Origin of the sequence: Treponema pedis, from assembly GCF_017161325.1 — a bacterium.
GTDB lineage: Bacteria > Spirochaetota > Spirochaetia > Treponematales > Treponemataceae > Treponema_B > Treponema_B pedis.
The window spans coordinates 678,039-694,611 of the sequence record NZ_CP045670.1; the positions used below are offsets into that span (position 1 = coordinate 678,039).

Genomic DNA, 16,573 nt, shown 5'->3' on the forward strand with positions numbered 1-16,573 from the left:
TCAAACCTATGGAGAGTTAAAATGTTTCAATATACCTTTATGCAAAATGCTTTTATCGTTTCATTTTTTATTTCAATACTTTGCCCTATTATAGGATTGTTTTTAGTTTTACGTAAACAATCTTTGATAGGAGATACACTTTCTCACAGCTCTCTTGCAGGAGTTACGCTTGCCCTTATTTCGGGGCTTAATCCGATATTGGGAGCTTTTATTTTTACTTCACTGGCAGGAGCTTTAATTGAAGTTTTACGCAATTGGTTTAAGGAATACGGTGATTTAATTTTATCTATAGTGCTGTCGTTAAGTGTAGGTATTGCAATTACACTGATAAGTGCAGGTGTTGTAAAAGCCAATGCGGAAACATATTTATTCGGAAGTATTTTGACGGTTTCTTCCGCAGATGTAATAACGGTCATTGTTTTAAGTTTTTTATCGCTTATATGCCTGTTTTTTATGTACCATAAAATGCTTTATATTGCGTTAGATGAAGATATTGCAAAAATTGCAAACATACGTGTAAAAACAATAAACTACATTTTTTCCGTTCTCGTAGCGGCAACTATTTCGGTTTCAATCAAAATAGTCGGAATGCTGGTACTGACTTCTATGATAGCCTTACCCGCCGCCGCCGCCCTTCAACTGAAAACGGGATTTAAAAAAACATTGATAGCGTCGATTTTATTCAGCATATCGGATATAATGCTGGGACTTATCCTATCGTATCATTTAAATGTCGCTCCGGGCGGCTTTACCGCTCTTGTTTCCGTAGCAGTTTTAGTTGTTACTATAGGTATAAAGAGAATTTTACGGTAAAATGTATTGTTTAAAAAAACTTTGTTTACTGTTTGCGGTAAGGCGAGCGTACAGGCCGTTTGGCATCGCGTATTGACCAATCTTCTTCAGCTTTCGGGTTGATAACGGGCATAAACCGTTTGGCTTTTACGGTTTTCATCGTTCTGCCTACCGTAATTGCATCATACCACCAATCATAAAAATGCATATTGGTTTTTACCTTAAAAAATTCAAAATCGGCTTCTTCGGAGACAAAGCCTATCGGGTCATATTCATAAAATTTAAGACCTGAATCCTTTGTGTTGGGAGCAAGCTCGTAAGGCATCCATTTTTGCGGAATATAATTGTTACCTATCATTTTTTCGTAATCGGTAGGCATACTGTATGCATAAATAAGTTTTGTATGAGTATCTATAGCGCCCAAATCATTGTTAAGAGCTCTTCTAAAAAGAGACATACTTTTTGCCGCCGTTGCGGTAAATTTAAAAAATACAAAACGCTTTAAAAACTCAGCTTCAGCAGGGTCATTGTAAATAGGCAAGTTATAAGGGTGAACCGAATCCGTTTTATAATAAGTTACATCATCTATCCTATTCGTAATATTAAAGATAATAGTTGTGCCCGGAATAAACTCTTCAAAATATTTAAATGTTTTATCTTTTTGCCCCCAGTCCTCCGGCGGCGTGCACGGCTCCCAATAAAACTTATCCGATTGAAAAAGGATTTCTATTGCCGGAGCATTACCTTTAAAAGGAGAAGTAATTTTTGACATGTGGATAAACATCTCTCCGAGTTTCGCCGCAGGGTAAATACTGTCGGGATTATCGGCACTAAGCATAGGCGTTTCCTGTGCAAAGCCGGCCGATGTAAAAAGTAAAACGCAGCTTAAAAAACAAACAACTGTTAATTTCATTAAAAACCTCCATACAAATTCACTTACCACAGTAATCTTTAAATTACGGAGGATTTATGAATTTCTGCGGTTTTATTCGTAAGTGTAAAACCGCAAGCAAGAGCCGCTTTTTATGACAACAGCTCGTGCTTAAAATCAAACTCATAAGCCAAAATTAAGCAGGACCGTTTAACCTGCCCAACTTCAACTTATGATAAAATCAAATCAATTATTAACTATTAAATTATTGCCAGCCTATCATATATGAAACTTCAACTTCTCCTTCTATCGAAGGCATAGATATGCATTACACATATATTAACCGAAAATATAAACCACAATAAAATTTTCCGTTTCATAATTCGTATTCTCCTATTATTTCCAACTTATAGTGTATGTAAATTCGGCCTCTCCTTTTGTCCAATCGGAAAGACCGTTTATTTTATATATAACCGTAAAATCCCGCTCCTGACCGAATTTCAGCTTAAAATTTGCAGGAAGTACTATTTCAACCTTATCGGAACCCAAGCCGCTATCGGCTGTCGAGTCAATCACCCAGTATCCGTTATCCGAATCCGCAATGTATTTAAATTTTACAGTATCGCGTTCACTATCGGCGGATATTTCTTCTTTATGGTAGGTATTAAACACGCCGCCCCAATCATGTTTTACAAATCGGGTAAATATTTCGAATGATTCGGGAGTTTCATTATTACCGAACGGAACCGCTATACTATTATCAGGTTCCGCACAATCCTGTTTTTTACCCTTGTAAAATTTAATATACGACGGGTCTTTGCCGAAAGCCCAAAGAGTTTTACCTAAAGTATTTTCGGCCTTTAATACCTTTGTCTTAAATTCCGCATCAAAATAAGTATATGGCCGCCCCTTATCGATATCCGCATCTTCATCAAGGCTTATATTCAATGCGGACTTTGCCCGTATTGTTAATGTTTTATTTGTAATTTTTTCAAATTTTACGGCAACAAATTCGGGTTTTGATACTATCAGCTCCGCGCCTGCAACATTTATTTCAGTAAGATATAAAACTTGCTCGGAAAAACCCGCCGCATTGCGGTACCAGGCGGTGCCTATTGACGGGCGACAAGCACAAAATAAGCCTAAAACGGTTTGAACAATAAAAAAGATATTGCGCGATGCTTTTTTCATTTATTTTCCTTAGAAATTAAACGCTGAACAATAAGCCTAAACTTATTCCGAAATCTACGGAATTCATATAAAACGATTTTATAGGGTCTCTTTTAAAATTGACATCAACCTTAGGTTCCTGAATCTTTCCGTTTTTTATGGCCGCATCCTCTATTTTTTTAGGCATTGTAACATAGTTGGGACGGAAAACATAATACTGCAAAAAGCCTCCAACCGTTATTTGCATTGTAGGAATAACGGGTTGATAATATTCCAAAGAAAGCTTCGTTAAAAAGCCCAACGGATTTATTTTTTTAATAACTTCCTGCGGAACAACAAGTGTTCCTGTTTCAGCTGAAAAATCTATGTCGGCAGCTTTTTTTAACTCTTTAAGTTTTTCTTCATTTAAATTGGAATACATTTCATAAGTGGGGTCGGGGTCCATAGGCATTTTACCGCCGAGAGTAAACCCGAGGGCAAAGCGGTTTTTAAAAAAGTAGGTTTTTACGCCCGCCCCGAAGTGAAGAACAGGAGTCATAAATACACGGCAATATACGTCTATTTGTCCTATACCGTCTCTGTATTGTCCGGAAACTTGCCCCGAAAAATTTTGTCCTATACCTAAATTAAAGGCAAGACCCAAACCGCTAAACACATCATTAGATTGATAATTAAAGAACCGTTTGGAATCAAAAATATATGTAAGTTCCGCCTCTCCGTTCATAACAAAACCCAACATTCCCTTTATATAAGCGGCTCCCAAATATTTTTTATCGGCTTCGTTTATATGCGGGTCGGTATAAGAGCCGGTAAAATTAGCCTTAAAACCCAAGGTAAACCCCTTATCAAAGGCGGAGATATGCATTGTACTCATAGCAAACAAAAATATAAAAACAAATAACTTAAATTTTTTCATAAATTATCTCCCTGCTTTTGTATTGTGAAGGGTTTTTACCGTTTTGTCAAGTAAGCCCCGAAAAAATTCGGATTAAAGGATAAAAGCTGTAAAACAAAATCGATACTTACCTGTCAATAGGTTGCATTATTTTTAGAATAGGTTTAATATATGACAGCTTTAAAAACTTATAATTTTTAAAAACACCGTATAACAATTATTAAGGAGACTTATAAAAAATGGGGAAACGCTATAAATACAGGGACTTTAAACCGGTATGGGAACAAGTGCCTCCGCCTAAAGAATCTTTTCGCTCCGTTTTAAAATGGGGAAACCCGAACGAATTTAAAGAGCCTAATGAAAGGCTTTATAAATATATGAAAACCGTCTTCGGTATCGGCGATGATGAGTTTAAACAAAAAAAATACGAAGGCTTGGAACCGCTTCCCGAAACTTTGGAAGTAAAATTGGAGCAAAAGCATATTGAAAAATTAAAAGAGATTTTCGGCGATGCGGAAGTAAGTACAAGGGCATACGACAGAATTGCCGTTGCTTACGGAAAAACTATGTACGATGCGTATCGCTTACGGGAAGGTATTGTAGAAAATGTGCCGGATATTGTCGTTTTTCCCTCCGAACATAAACAGATTGTAAGCCTTGTGGAATATTGTAATGAAAATAAAATTCCCCTGTATGTATACGGCGGAGGTTCTTCGGTTACTCGGGGAGTGGAAGCCGTCAAGGGAGGCATTACCCTGGATATGCGTAAAAACTTTAACAAGGTTTTGGAATTTAACGAAATAAACCAAACCGTTACCGTACAAGCCGGAATGTCGGGACCGCAGCTGGAAGCTCATTTAAACAATGCCCGACAGGAATTCGGAGCCTGCCGCTCTTACACTTGCGGCCATTTTCCCCAATCCTTTGAATATTCTTCCGTAGGAGGCTGGGTTGTAACGCGGGGAGCGGGGCAAAACTCCACATATTACGGGAATATAAAGGATATAGTTTTTCAGCAAACTTATGTTACCCCTACAGGAATTGTAAAAAGTTACGGACTTCCGGCTCATGCCGTCGGACCGGATACCGACGAAATTATGATGGGAAGCGAAGGGGCTTTCGGAATTCTTACAAACGTAACCTTACGTATTTTCCGTTACCGTCCCGAAACCCGAAAAAACTTCAGTTTTATTTTTAAAACATGGGAAAACGGAATGAACGCTTGCAGGGAAATTATGCAAAATGAAGCCGGGTTTCCTTCCGTATTCAGACTTTCCGATGCAGAAGAAACCGATATGGCATTAAAACTTTACGGTGTTGAAGGCACAATTGCAGAAACGGCAATGAACCTTATGGGGTATAAACCCATGCAGCGCTGCCTTTTTTTAGGTTGGACTGAAGGAGAAAAGCATTTTTCAAAACAGCTTTACAAAAATGTAAAAAAAATTTGTAAAAAATACGGCGGTTTATTTTTAACCGGTATGCCGGTAAAGGGCTGGGAGCACGGCCGTTTTACGGACCCTTACTTACGTGAGTCCTTACAAGATTACGGAGTTATCATCGATACAATGGAATGCAGCGTTACTTGGGAAATGATGGAAAGAGTTCATAAGGACGTACGTAAGTTTGCGAAATCGCGTCCGAACACCGTTTGTATGACCCACCTTTCACATGCCTATCCCCAAGGCGCAAATCTCTATTTTATTTTTATAGGCTTATTTAAAGATAAAGAAGAATATGTAGAATATCAGTACGGAATTTTCGATAATATAATGCACACGGGAGCCGCTATGAGCCACCACCACGGTGTAGGGAAAATGACGGCAGCTTGGGTAGAACAGTCTATCGGTGCAGCAAACTTTAAAATTTTTAAAGCGCTTAAACATCACTTTGACCCTAACAATATAATGAATCCTGGAGGAACCTTAGGTTTGGATATGAGTGAAGAACAAAAACGAAAACCTAAATATGCAGGTAAAACATGGAACAACGGATAAATTACGAATACATAAAACGGAAATACCGGAGGTAGGTAAAAGCTGCGGCCGAATTTCATAAAGAAATTTTTCTCCGGTATCTTTTAAAGGCATAACCTTTAAATTTTTTACTTAAAATCCGTTACCGTTTTACCTCAAAATGGCTGAAGCTCATTGTAAAAGCAGCCCTTCCTTGAGTTGCCGAGCGTAAATCTGTAGTAAACCCGAACATTTGCGCCATAGGAGCCTGTGCATGAACTACCTCAGTCCCGGTCTTCGATTCCATACTTAAAATCAACCCTCCGCGCTGCGTCATTCTGCTCATTGCGTCCCCTACGAATTCTTTAGGGCTTGTAATATCCACTTTCATTACGGGTTCAAGCAGCACCGGTTCCGCACTGTTGCAGGCATCGTCAAAACACTTTGCCGCTCCGGCTTCAAATGCAAAAGGCGTGGAAGTAAGCTCGTCGTATTTTGCTGAAGTAAGTTCAACCTCAATATCGGTACACGGATAGCCGAATTTTATTCCTGAAGAAAAACATGCGTTTACGGAATGTTCCACCGCATTTACCAGCTCTTCAGGCAGGGTATTGGCTGCGGCTCCTCCGGATTTTTGCGAAAAGGTTTTTACTTTGGAAACGAACTTATTTCCCGTCCCGCGCGGAAGAGGACGTACGGTAAGAGTCAGCTCCGCTTCGTTATCCTTTCCCGCCATTTGCTTACTGTATTTTTCAGTTTGAGTTTTTGCGGCGGTAATGGATTCCCGATATGTAACTTGCGGATTTCCTACGCGGGCTTCAACTTTAAAATCGTCCAGCATACGGGTGGTTAAAATATCGATATGAAGTTCTCCCATACCCGAAATAATGAGCTGCCCGGTTTCTGAATCTTCCTTGCTTGTAAAGGTAGGGTCTTCTTTGGAAAGAATTTCAAGCACTTCTTTTAATCGGTCGCGCTCCGAAAGACTTTTAGGTTCAAGCGACACGGAAATTACAGGCTCAGGAAATTGCATAGACTCAAGTAATAACGGCAAACCTTCCGTACCCAGAGTATCGCCTGTTTGTGCCGATTTTAAACCGACAAATACCGCAATATCTCCCGCCTGAACGGAATCCATTTGTTCGGATTTATTTGAGTGCATTCGCAAAATACGGTTTACCCGCTCCCGTTTCTTTTTTCCGATATTAAAAACTTGGTCTCCGGATTTAATTTTACCTGAATACATACGCACATAGCAAAGAGAACCGGCGTCCTTATCATACTGAATTTTAAACACAAGGCCGAGAGGATTTCCCTCAGGTTTACACGGAACGGTAATGTTTTCTTCTTTTTTGGTGTTAAAAGCTTCGGCGGGAAGAACCTCGTCCGGAGCAGGCAAAAAATCTACAATTGCATCTATTAAGGGCTGAACTCCGATATTGCGTCTTGCAGAACCGCATAAAAACGGAATATAATCTCTCTTTAAAACGGCTTTACGAATTTCTTTTTTAATTAAATCGGCGGGAACGGGATTACCTTCTAAAATAAGCTCGGTAATTTCATCTGAAAAGGAAGAAACCGTGTCAAGCATTTTTTCGCGCCATTCTTCGGCAAGCGGAAGACGCTCGGGAGCTATGGGAGAATATGTATATTTTTCACCTTCGGTAGAAGAATCCCAATGAATTTCCTGCATGGAAATAAGGTCTATTATACCTTCAAAGGTATCGCTTGCACCTATAGGAATTTCAACGGGAACGGGTTGCACCTTAAACTTGTCCGCAACATCATTCATTACGGAAAAAAAATCGGCGCCCAGTCTGTCCATTTTATTTACAAAGCAAATGCGCGGAACCTTATAGCGGTCGGCTTGATGCCATACGGTTTCGGTTTGCGGCTGAACTCCGCCTACCGCACATAAAACGGCCACGGCTCCGTCCAAAACGCGTAAAGAACGCTCAACTTCGGCTGTAAAATCTACGTGCCCGGGAGTGTCTATAATATTAATTTGAAAATTTTTCCAATAAGTAGTTGTAGCCGCACTTTGAATTGTAATACCCCTATCCTGTTCTTGAGCCATCCAATCCATTGTAGCCTGCCCGTCATCGATTTCGCCTATCTTATGTATTTTACCGGTATAAAATAAAATTCTTTCCGTAGTCGTCGTCTTACCGGCATCAATGTGAGCCATTATTCCTATATTCCGCATTTTATCAAGCATTTTATTCTCCAACTCCCAATTAATATACCTCGGCAAAAACCGAGGTATAATTATTTTTAAGATAACTATTACCGAAACTTACATCTTAATCCGAAAAAACAAAGACGTTTCGGTATAAATTTGAAATTTTTAAACCCTTTCCGTATAAATAAAATCTATTCGTATTTAATGGAAGTCAAAAGCGAATTTAATTTTACGGCAGGGTCTTCATACCCTCTAAAGGTAAAGTATACGTGGTAACCCTTATCGGAAACAACTGTTACGGTTTTTCCTACACAGTTATTTACGACATTCGACGTTTCATACGGAAAGTATTCGGGCTTTAAAATAGCCAAATGATAATCCTGTCCGTCATATCGTACTTGAGCCAAATGAGCGGGAAAGGGAACCAGGAAAATTAAAAAATCATCGGATTTTCCTCCGCCTACCGAAAGCCTTGTTCCGGGCTTCATAATATGAATATTGCGTTTTCCGATATATCTGTTTTGGTTTAAAACGTAAATCTCCGTCATTCCCGATTGGTTGCTCTTAATTTCAATTTTCTCAAGATGATTTGCAGGAGATATATGAGAACCTCTGGGCTGCTGTGCCGAAAAAGATGAAGATAAAATTTTCTTTCTGAGCATTTCATCTTCTTTAGCTTGAGCCGCAATTCTTTCCTTATTGCTTTCGGAATAAACGGATTGCTCAAAACCGCCGCTTTGCATATTGGAATTTTGAGTAAAAGCATTTAAACGCTTTGCATGATTTATATCTTCTTCATCGTAATTTACCGCAGAAGAACTTCCCGTTTTATGTAATACGCTTGCAACAGGATTTGAAGTTCTCCGTCGTAAAACAAAGAATATTATAAGCAGCAGTAAAAGAAGTAAAAGCAATGCCGGAATAAGAATAAACAGAATGTTTGAACCGAAAATCCGTTTAAAAGCGGAAGGGAAAACGGAAAGTTTTAACTCCGCAGCCTGCGGTAAAACCTTTTTTCCGTCTTCAAATTCAAGACGCATAATAGCGTTATAACTACCTTCCGAATAATCTTGAGGAAGTTTTGCTTTTACATTTATAACCGCTTTTTCTCCCGCCTGAATCGTAATTTTTTCGGTATTTACGGGGATTTTATTTAAAACATATCCGTTATCCAAAATAATTTCCGTAAGTTTTAACTCTATCTCTTCCTCAGAGGTATTTTTAATTTCCAGCGGAAAAGTCAAATTACCGCCGTAAGACTTAAGTTCTTCAGGAAAAATTACCGAGGGCAGATTTTTACCGTTATCTTCAATGGAAAATTCACCGTTTTCCGAAAGTTCGCTTGTGGAAGCTCCCGCAGAATCCGTAAAAGTTTTTGAAACATCGGTGTATTCTTTGGTTTTTCCTCCGTCAGCCTCTTTATCTCCGCCTGAAGCCGAAGAATTATCGGTCGAACCGCCGGTACCGTATCCCGAACCGCTTTCCGTTCCGCCAGCACCGTATCCCGAACCGCTTTCCGTTCCGCCTGCACCGGAATTGCCTGTTGAGCCGGTTTCAGTATCCGAAGTATTTCCCGTATTTCCCGAGTCTCCGGTATTTTCCGTACCGCCCGCGGCTCCCGAGCTGCCGCTTCCGCCGGAAGTACTTCCGCCTACGGAGCCGGCAGCACCGGCATGGCCTGTATTACCCGAGCCTTGCGCACCGCCGCTTGAGCCTCCTAAGTTTCCGCTTTGAGAAGAGCCGGAACTGCCGCCCTGAGAGCCGCTTTTTGAGCCTCCCGCCGTAGAATTATAAAACTCTTCCCCGTCCAAATCCCGTATTATGGAATCGGCCGGATACGGAAGTTTTACATAATAAACCTTCCAGCCGCCGCGGCGTATATCTCCCGCAAGAAGCCCGATTTCATTTTTTATTTGTTCTCCGCTATAATTCTTATACGGGCTTGATTCAGGCGGATTAAAAATTCCGTCCGAAATAACTATAAGAATTTGCTCCTTTGAAGCGGATAAACTTGAAGTATATTGCTTACAATAAGCAAGTCCCGTTAAAAAATCGGAATTTTTTCCGAGCTGGTACAAAAGCAAAAAACGGGATACAACTCTGGATAAATCCGCTTCGGAATTTACCTTTTGAGACATCTCATAACGGGCATCGGCATTAAACGACAAAACGTGAACGGTATCGCCTTTGCGGACAAACTTATCGGTTATCTCTTTTAAAACCCGTTTGTTAACTTCTTCATAATATTGAAGAACCGTCCCCGACGTATCGAGAAGAATAACTATGTCCGCATTACCCTGCGGTGAATTTTGTGCAAATACATCCGCCGCCGCAATGACCAAAAAAAAGCAAAACAATATCTTTTTCAAAACTTTCATAATACCTCCTTTTGCTTTCTTTTATATAATATTGCACTATTTTAAATTTGCAATACTGATATCCAAAATTTTATAACTGCGTTTTTCCTCGTTAACCTCAAATTCAAACTCTTCGCCGCTTTTTCTGTTAAATAATCCGTTGCCCAGGGGAGACATATAAGAAATAATTCCGTTGGAAGGGTCCGATTCCCACGGACCTAAAATGGTATACTCTTCTTCCGTATTGGTAAGATTGTTTAACACTTTCACTTTACTGCCGAAATAAACCTTTTTCGAAGTAGCGGTTGTCGGGTCGAAAACTTGCGCCCTGTCCAGCTCGTCCTGAAGACGTGCAAGCGCATTGTTTAAACGGTTTTGTTCCTCTTTCGCAGCCTTAAATTCTGCATTTTCACGCAAATCGCCTAAAGCGAGTGCTGCTCCTACATCTTTTGAATTCTGAGGAATTTTAACGTCGCGTATTTCAATAAGCTCTTTAGTTTTAATATCGAACATCTTCGATGTAACAATCAAACCGTGAGCCGTAACCGTTTTTTCTTCAATATCAAAGAATTTAAAATCCTTGTGTTTTTCCACAATTCTCGCACGAATACTCATTTTAATCATAGGGTCAAGGTCTTTTATATCTCCGATAAGAGTATAAAGTCTTGTAATGGTATCCACATCGCTTTCAAGGATAAAATTTTCCAAAAGGTTTCCTTTATCGAATAAAATCGAATGAACCTGATGATTAATTTTACGGTTTTCCGTAGTATTTCTATGTGAAGAAATTTCGCGGTATGTAATATCTAAAATGTGAATTAAAACAATAAGCTGCTGCTCAAAAGTAATTCCCAATGTTTTAAACCATTCTTCTTCCTGTATATTCTTAAAGAACCAAATAACGGCATTTCTGTAAATTCGATAGTTTTCAAAACAGTCTTTTACAAGTTCCCGAACCTCATTAACGGCACCCTCTTCTATCAGGGCCTGTAAAATTTCAGGTGCAAGCACGGACGGGAAAAGCTTTATATATTCCTTTTCCCAATTCGGAATTAAATTCTTTATATATTTTAAGAATTTTTGTCTTATCGTCTGCCCCCGAACCGAAACCTTGTCTTTTATTGCCGAATAAAGTTCCGTTACGTTTTCGATTCTGCTATAAAGTTCGGCAAAGTTATAAGCCTTTCCCGGAACCGCCAAGGATTTATCCGCGGCAAATTCACGTACAAGAATATACGCCGAAATAATTTGCTCGTTTACCTGATTTACACTTTTTAAAAAGCCCTCAAAATAATCCAACATTTCGCGGAAAGTATCGGACTCATCATCGCAAACTTCGGAAGAATCATAAGCGTTAAGAAGCTCAATTCGGGCAAAAAAGTTTTTCTGAGCTTTAAATTCATTGGAAAGTTTTTCTTCCAACGAAATCGGGCGTTCGCGTACGGTATAAAAATCTATATTATCCGGGTTAATACCGAATATGGGATTTTCTTTTAAAATCTTTCTGGCTTTTGTATTCCAGCTTGTCCATTCGCTTGCGGTAAGCAATGACGGAACAAGCTCTTGTTTAACGCGTTTCATATCACAATTGTTATCGAAACTTTTAATAACGGCTTTTAATGCCCATTCCGGCTCCGCCTTTATTTTTTTACCGAGGGAATCTTTATTTAAAGTGGACTTCAAAACCCAGATATGCTCTCTGTCAAGAGTCTGTAATGCGGTTATTCCCATTTTAAGACTCATTTTATGACCGCGTTTTTTTGCAAAATCGATTACAAGCTCATCATTTTGTACCGAAGCGATTCTGCCTACACCCCAAGTTCTATGGAAAACAAAACAACCCGTATCAAAGGAAATATGTTTTTCAAAGTCCGCAATTGCATCGAAAACGGGGCGCCATGCTTGGGTTAAGTTTGAAACTTTAATATACTCCTCAAGCTGACTGTGGTCTTTATATTTGTTTCTAAAGCATTCGACTATTTCGTCTCTGGCCCAGTTGTCTTTTTCATCATAAGAAAGCATTAGCTTTAAAATATCTATGGCGATATTCCAGTTTTCATTCTTGCGGTAATGCTGATAAATATCCTGCATAAGCATAGAGCTTCTGCCCGTATCCATTACTCCTGAAATTTTAGCCTGTATTCTGAAGAAAAAGTCTATTTCGTCCGGAATAAGAGTTGCCAGTTTTGACCACATCTCTTTTATTCCGCTAATTTGTTTTCTGTTTATAAATCTGTATAGGGCCTTTTTATAGTATTCGACGGATTTTTCAATATTTCCGTCTTTTTCATATTTTTCCGCCAAAAGCTTTGCAATATCGGCTTCATCATAATCGGCTTTTACCAAGCGCTCCCAAATATCGTAAATTTCTTCGTTTCCTGAAGTTTTATAACATTCCGCAAGAGTTCTCAAAGCAAATTTGGACTCTCCGTATTCGAGGAATTTTTTACAAAGATATTCTACAATCTGAGCTCTATGATTATCTATGAAAATTTCAATTAAACTTACAACGGTAGAGTCGTCTAAAAGCTGATTGGAAAGTGAAATTATACTGGAAATGTAAAGAGCTATTATACTGTTTTTTGTGTGCGCCAAATGTTCATCACAAATAGTTTTTATTTCATTTACAACATCTTCCTTTCTGGCTGTAGAAACCAGCTTATAAAGATCTTCAAAATTTTTTGTCGTGTAATTTCCTATAGCTGCTCTTGTCCATTTTTCTTCATTGAGCATCTCCGTCAGTTGTTTCTGTATATCAGACATAACACCCCCAAATCGCTATCCTACATAGCGTTTATAAATATCTTTATCCAAGACTTTTATTCTTAAAAGTACATCATCTATTTTCGCCCTACTTTCATTTACATTAACATAATGGTCTATAAGCCAAAAATAGTTGTTTATAAGGCGAGGTACAAGCCTTGCGTGTTGCTCTCCGGTTTTTTCGCGCTCTTCGTTTTCCAGCAAAAATATCTTTTGCTTTAACTGGCCGAATTCATAAGAACGAAGCTCGCGTTTTACATTGAACACTCCGTCAAGGACTCCATAAACCGGAATCCATTCGGAAACCAGCTCTGAAGAATACCCCAGTTTTTCAACTTTTCGTATAAGCCGTTTAATTATTTCGGATTCTAAAAATTGCAGCTCTATATCGGAAGGATTGATAAAAAAAGCCTCTCGAAAAAAGGCTTTTGAAAATTTCATTTCACCGTAAAGAGCGTAACAATCTGCAAGTTCTGCAAGAACCGAAGCCGAATTTTTATTAAGCTCGGCTGCATACTTCAAAAATTCAAGCCCGCGCTCATAATCGCCTAAGGCCTTATAACATAAACCGACCCTTAGATAGGGCTCTGCATTCTGCAAAACGGTTTCCTCTCTTAACAGTTCTGCATAAAATTTAAGCGCCATTGTAAACACGGCACATTTTAAAGCATATATAACAGCTTCCCGATTTTCTCCCTGTCTTTCCATGAATTTTAAAAAAGGCTTCCAGTTTGCAATCATATACTCTCCGCGTTCAAGCGGTGTAGATATTTGTTCCGCCAATTTAATTTTTTCACCCCAAAAGCTTATACCCTTAAGAGTATACTCAATATCCGCATTATCCAAATCATTTTTTAAAATCCGCTCAAGTTCGGTATAAGCGCTGTCAAACTCACCTTGCTTGAGAAAATTCAATGCAGTGTTTAAGTTGCTTTGTACAGGTTTTTCAATCATATTATCCTTTCGTATTATTATACAAAAAAAACGATTTTAGTCAATTACATCTTGACATAAAGCGGAAAGTACTATACATTCATTTGCTGAAATTTGATAAATTTTAGCCGTATCATACCGCCCTATATCCGATTTTTACCCGATTTACGGCAGTTTTTAAAAGCCGCCCGAATAATAAAATCCGGATTTAAAGCAATTATTTAAACCGGTCTTTATTTAAATAAGCCGTATTTACTTATAGAAGATTTTATTCTGCCGAAGGGTTTTTGATATCTTTAATTTTTGCAGTTATTATATGAACTATGAATTACGATTTTACCGCAATACTTGCAAAAAATATAAGAAAGATTAGAAATAAATTAAATATATCGCAAATGGAACTTGCTCTAAGGGCGGGAGTTTCGATTGCTTTTATAAATTCCATTGAAAACAGAACAAAAAGTGGGTTTCAGACTAAAAACTTTAACCAAGCTGAGCCGCCGCTTTAGGAGTCTTACCTTATGAGTTGTTTTTAACGGACGATATCAAAAAAGACGACCTTCAGCTAATTGCCGGAAACCATATGGAAATGCTTACTGAAATGCAGGATATTTTAGCCCGATATACAAAAAATATAGATATGGACAAACTCCGCCGTTAAATATATCCGCTTATAGAAGTTAAATTTTAATTTAATTCATTCACCGGTCATTTTAAAAGTATTACCTAAAGCGTATATACTATAGGCGGCGTGTATTTTTTAAACAGTTTGCGGCTTTCTCCGTTCAGTTTTCTAAAAAATACAGGGCTTATAGTAAGCCTGCCGTAATAAGGAATCCGTAATAAAAGAAAGGCGGAATTTACTTCGTTTCCTAAAATTTGAAAAGAATTCGCTCCGTTTTTAAACGCTTTTCCTATTGCGGCTTCTCCGAAGTGAACAGCCGCACTTACGGAACAGCTATAACCGCTTTCTTTTATAAAATTCTCACACAGGGTTTTTGCTTTTAAAAGATAAGCCGCCGCATTGTCGATTTCGGTTTTGGGAAAGGCTGCGATTACGGTATCGCCTTGCGGAATAATTGCAATAGGATTTGCAGGCAAAACCGTTTCTTTAAAAATAGAGTTAAATTCATAAAGAAAATCAAAAATTTCTTTCGGATTTTTCCCTTTTGCAATTTGCCCGAAACGGTCAATATCGAATACGGCAATTACAAATTCATCATAGATAAGTTCGTTTGTGTTTTTCATAATTCAGTCCTTAAAAAAATTTCAGCCGGTCTATTTGTAAAAAACACATTAAACGGTTTTTATCTTTAATTATCCGGCAGTCGTCTGAATTATCGCCGGCCTTAAATATCCGGCAGTTTGTTATACAATAATAAAATATTTTTAAAATCCTGTCAAGGTCTTTATTATTCTTTCGGATTAAAAATATAAAGACAGGTTTCCATATTTCCGCCGCGTAAAATATGTTTTTTTAAAGCGGCATCCTTATTCTTTTTACAAAAAATTTTTTCAAATTGCGGTTTGTTTGTAATAAATCCCAATTTCCATTTCGGGAAATTTTCAACTATTCCGCTCATTGAAGTGTACAGTTCAAGAGCTTCTTCCTCACTGCCGAGTCTTTCGCCGTAGGGCGGATTGGATAACAGTATCCCGAAATCATAAGGAGCTTCAAGATTTATAAAATCGGACTGAATAAAATCGGGGCGTTCAATATGATGAGTTATGCCCGCTTCGGTTAATTCCCTTCCCGCAATTATACATGCCCGCTCCGCATTCGCTTTTGAAAGAGAAACAGCCTCTTCCGAAATATCGGAGCCTGTAATTCTTACAAGACAATCCGTTCTGACGGCCGCTGCCGCCTTACCCTTTTCTTCGGTTAAGATGTTTGCGGACTTCTCAGCTTCAAAACAGGTAAATTTTTCAAAAGCAAAATGCCGCGCAATTCCCGGAGGAATATTATAAGCGTACCACGCGGCTTCTATAGGTATTGTTCCGGAGCCGCAGAACGCATCATGTAAGGGGATTTTCCGCTTCCACTGCATCATTTGTAATAAAACCGCCGCAAGGGTTTCGCGCATAGGAGCGGCACCCCCGCTTAATCTATATCCGCGGCGGTAAAGCGGTTCACCGGATAAATCGAGGCAAACGTAAACGTTGTTATTTTCTATATAAATACGCACGATAAATTTTTCCCCCGATTCCGGAAGAACATGCATATTCCATTTTTTACAAAGCTTTTCGCAAAGGGCCTTATGCACGATTGACTGCACTGCATGTTCAGAAGACAGTTTTGATTTAAATGTTCGCACCTTATCAATTATAACCCTTGCATCTTTAGGGAAATAATTATGCCAATCTACCGAAAAAACAATACTGAAAAGGTCATCGAAATTTTCCGCCTTGCCTGCGGTTGCCAACATAAAAATCCTATCCGCCGTCCGCAAAAAATAATTTGCTTTAAACATTGCTTTAAAAATATCCGTTTCTACGGAAGTAAAAAATACTCTTCCCGGTAAGCGGTTATAAGGTTTAAACCCTGCAAGTTTCAATTCATTTGTCAAAACGGGCTCCGCTCCGACTGCGCATAAGGCTATAAAGTCATTCATAAGATAAGCAGTATACTAAAAAAGTGCCTCTTTGAAAATAAGC

13 protein-coding genes are annotated in these 16,573 nt (G+C 38.7%); 4 read left to right on the forward strand and 9 right to left on the reverse strand.

The features are described 5' to 3' along the window. Positions 1-21 precede the first annotated feature (21 nt). Complete coding sequence (locus DYQ05_RS02975; protein ID WP_024466727.1) at positions 22-813, forward strand: metal ABC transporter permease; 792 nt, start codon at positions 22-24, stop codon at positions 811-813. Between the two features lie 25 nt (positions 814-838). Here DYQ05_RS02975 and DYQ05_RS02980 read toward each other — a convergent pair whose 3' ends face one another. The 3 genes from DYQ05_RS02980 to DYQ05_RS02990 all read right to left on the reverse strand — a co-directional run bounded on the left by DYQ05_RS02980 (position 839) and on the right by DYQ05_RS02990 (position 3,749). Beyond that, positions 839-1,705, reverse strand: a complete 867-nt coding sequence (locus DYQ05_RS02980; protein WP_024466726.1) for a hypothetical protein — start codon at positions 1,703-1,705, stop codon at positions 839-841. A gap of 354 nt (positions 1,706-2,059) precedes the next feature. Then, positions 2,060-2,854 (reverse strand): hypothetical protein, encoded by a 795-nt coding sequence (locus DYQ05_RS02985; protein WP_206183806.1) that lies wholly within the window; start codon positions 2,852-2,854, stop codon positions 2,060-2,062. Positions 2,855-2,870: 16 nt separating this feature from the next. Next, the gene (locus DYQ05_RS02990) at positions 2,871-3,749 is read right to left on the reverse strand and encodes a hypothetical protein (RefSeq protein ID WP_024466722.1); all 879 of its coding nucleotides are present in this window, start codon (positions 3,747-3,749) and stop codon (positions 2,871-2,873) included. Between the two features lie 218 nt (positions 3,750-3,967). Between DYQ05_RS02990 and DYQ05_RS02995 the strand changes: the two genes are divergently transcribed. Continuing rightward, a complete protein-coding gene (locus DYQ05_RS02995; RefSeq protein ID WP_206183807.1) occupies positions 3,968-5,725 on the forward strand; it encodes an FAD-binding oxidoreductase in 1,758 nt (585 codons plus the stop codon). Positions 5,726-5,846: 121 nt separating this feature from the next. Here the strand turns inward: DYQ05_RS02995 and fusA are convergent, their stop codons facing one another. The 4 genes from fusA to DYQ05_RS03015 form a co-directional block, all read right to left on the reverse strand. Then, positions 5,847-7,901, reverse strand: coding sequence for an elongation factor G (fusA, locus tag DYQ05_RS03000; protein ID WP_206183808.1), 2,055 nt, complete (start codon positions 7,899-7,901; stop codon positions 5,847-5,849). A gap of 155 nt (positions 7,902-8,056) precedes the next feature. Then, positions 8,057-10,243 (reverse strand): VWA domain-containing protein, encoded by a 2,187-nt coding sequence (locus tag DYQ05_RS03005; protein WP_206183809.1) that lies wholly within the window; start codon positions 10,241-10,243, stop codon positions 8,057-8,059. A 36-nt stretch (positions 10,244-10,279) separates the two neighbouring features. Beyond that, positions 10,280-12,985, reverse strand: coding sequence for a transcription elongation factor GreA (gene greA / locus DYQ05_RS03010; RefSeq protein ID WP_206183810.1), 2,706 nt, complete (start codon positions 12,983-12,985; stop codon positions 10,280-10,282). A gap of 15 nt (positions 12,986-13,000) precedes the next feature. Beyond that, positions 13,001-13,939: a tetratricopeptide repeat protein gene (locus DYQ05_RS03015; RefSeq protein WP_020964429.1), complete on the reverse strand. Its 939-nt coding sequence runs from the start codon at positions 13,937-13,939 to the stop codon at positions 13,001-13,003. Between the two features lie 302 nt (positions 13,940-14,241). On the opposite strand from DYQ05_RS03015, the gene DYQ05_RS13585 reads away from it, so the two are divergent. Together DYQ05_RS13585 and DYQ05_RS14285 are read left to right on the forward strand one after the other, a co-directional pair. Next, positions 14,242-14,427, forward strand: a complete 186-nt coding sequence (locus DYQ05_RS13585; protein WP_252723491.1) for a helix-turn-helix domain-containing protein — start codon at positions 14,242-14,244, stop codon at positions 14,425-14,427. A gap of 17 nt (positions 14,428-14,444) precedes the next feature. Continuing rightward, positions 14,445-14,579, forward strand: coding sequence for a hypothetical protein (locus DYQ05_RS14285; RefSeq protein ID WP_290121752.1), 135 nt, complete (start codon positions 14,445-14,447; stop codon positions 14,577-14,579). 65 nt (positions 14,580-14,644) lie between these two features. Here the strand turns inward: DYQ05_RS14285 and DYQ05_RS03025 are convergent, their stop codons facing one another. Together DYQ05_RS03025 and DYQ05_RS03030 are read right to left on the reverse strand one after the other, a co-directional pair. Then, a complete protein-coding gene (locus DYQ05_RS03025) occupies positions 14,645-15,166 on the reverse strand; it encodes a hypothetical protein (RefSeq protein ID WP_024468644.1) in 522 nt (173 codons plus the stop codon). Between the two features lie 164 nt (positions 15,167-15,330). Next, on the reverse strand, positions 15,331-16,530 hold the full coding sequence (locus tag DYQ05_RS03030; RefSeq protein ID WP_206183811.1) for a THUMP domain-containing class I SAM-dependent RNA methyltransferase: 1,200 nt from the start codon (positions 16,528-16,530) through the stop codon (positions 15,331-15,333). Positions 16,531-16,573: the final 43 nt, after the last annotated feature.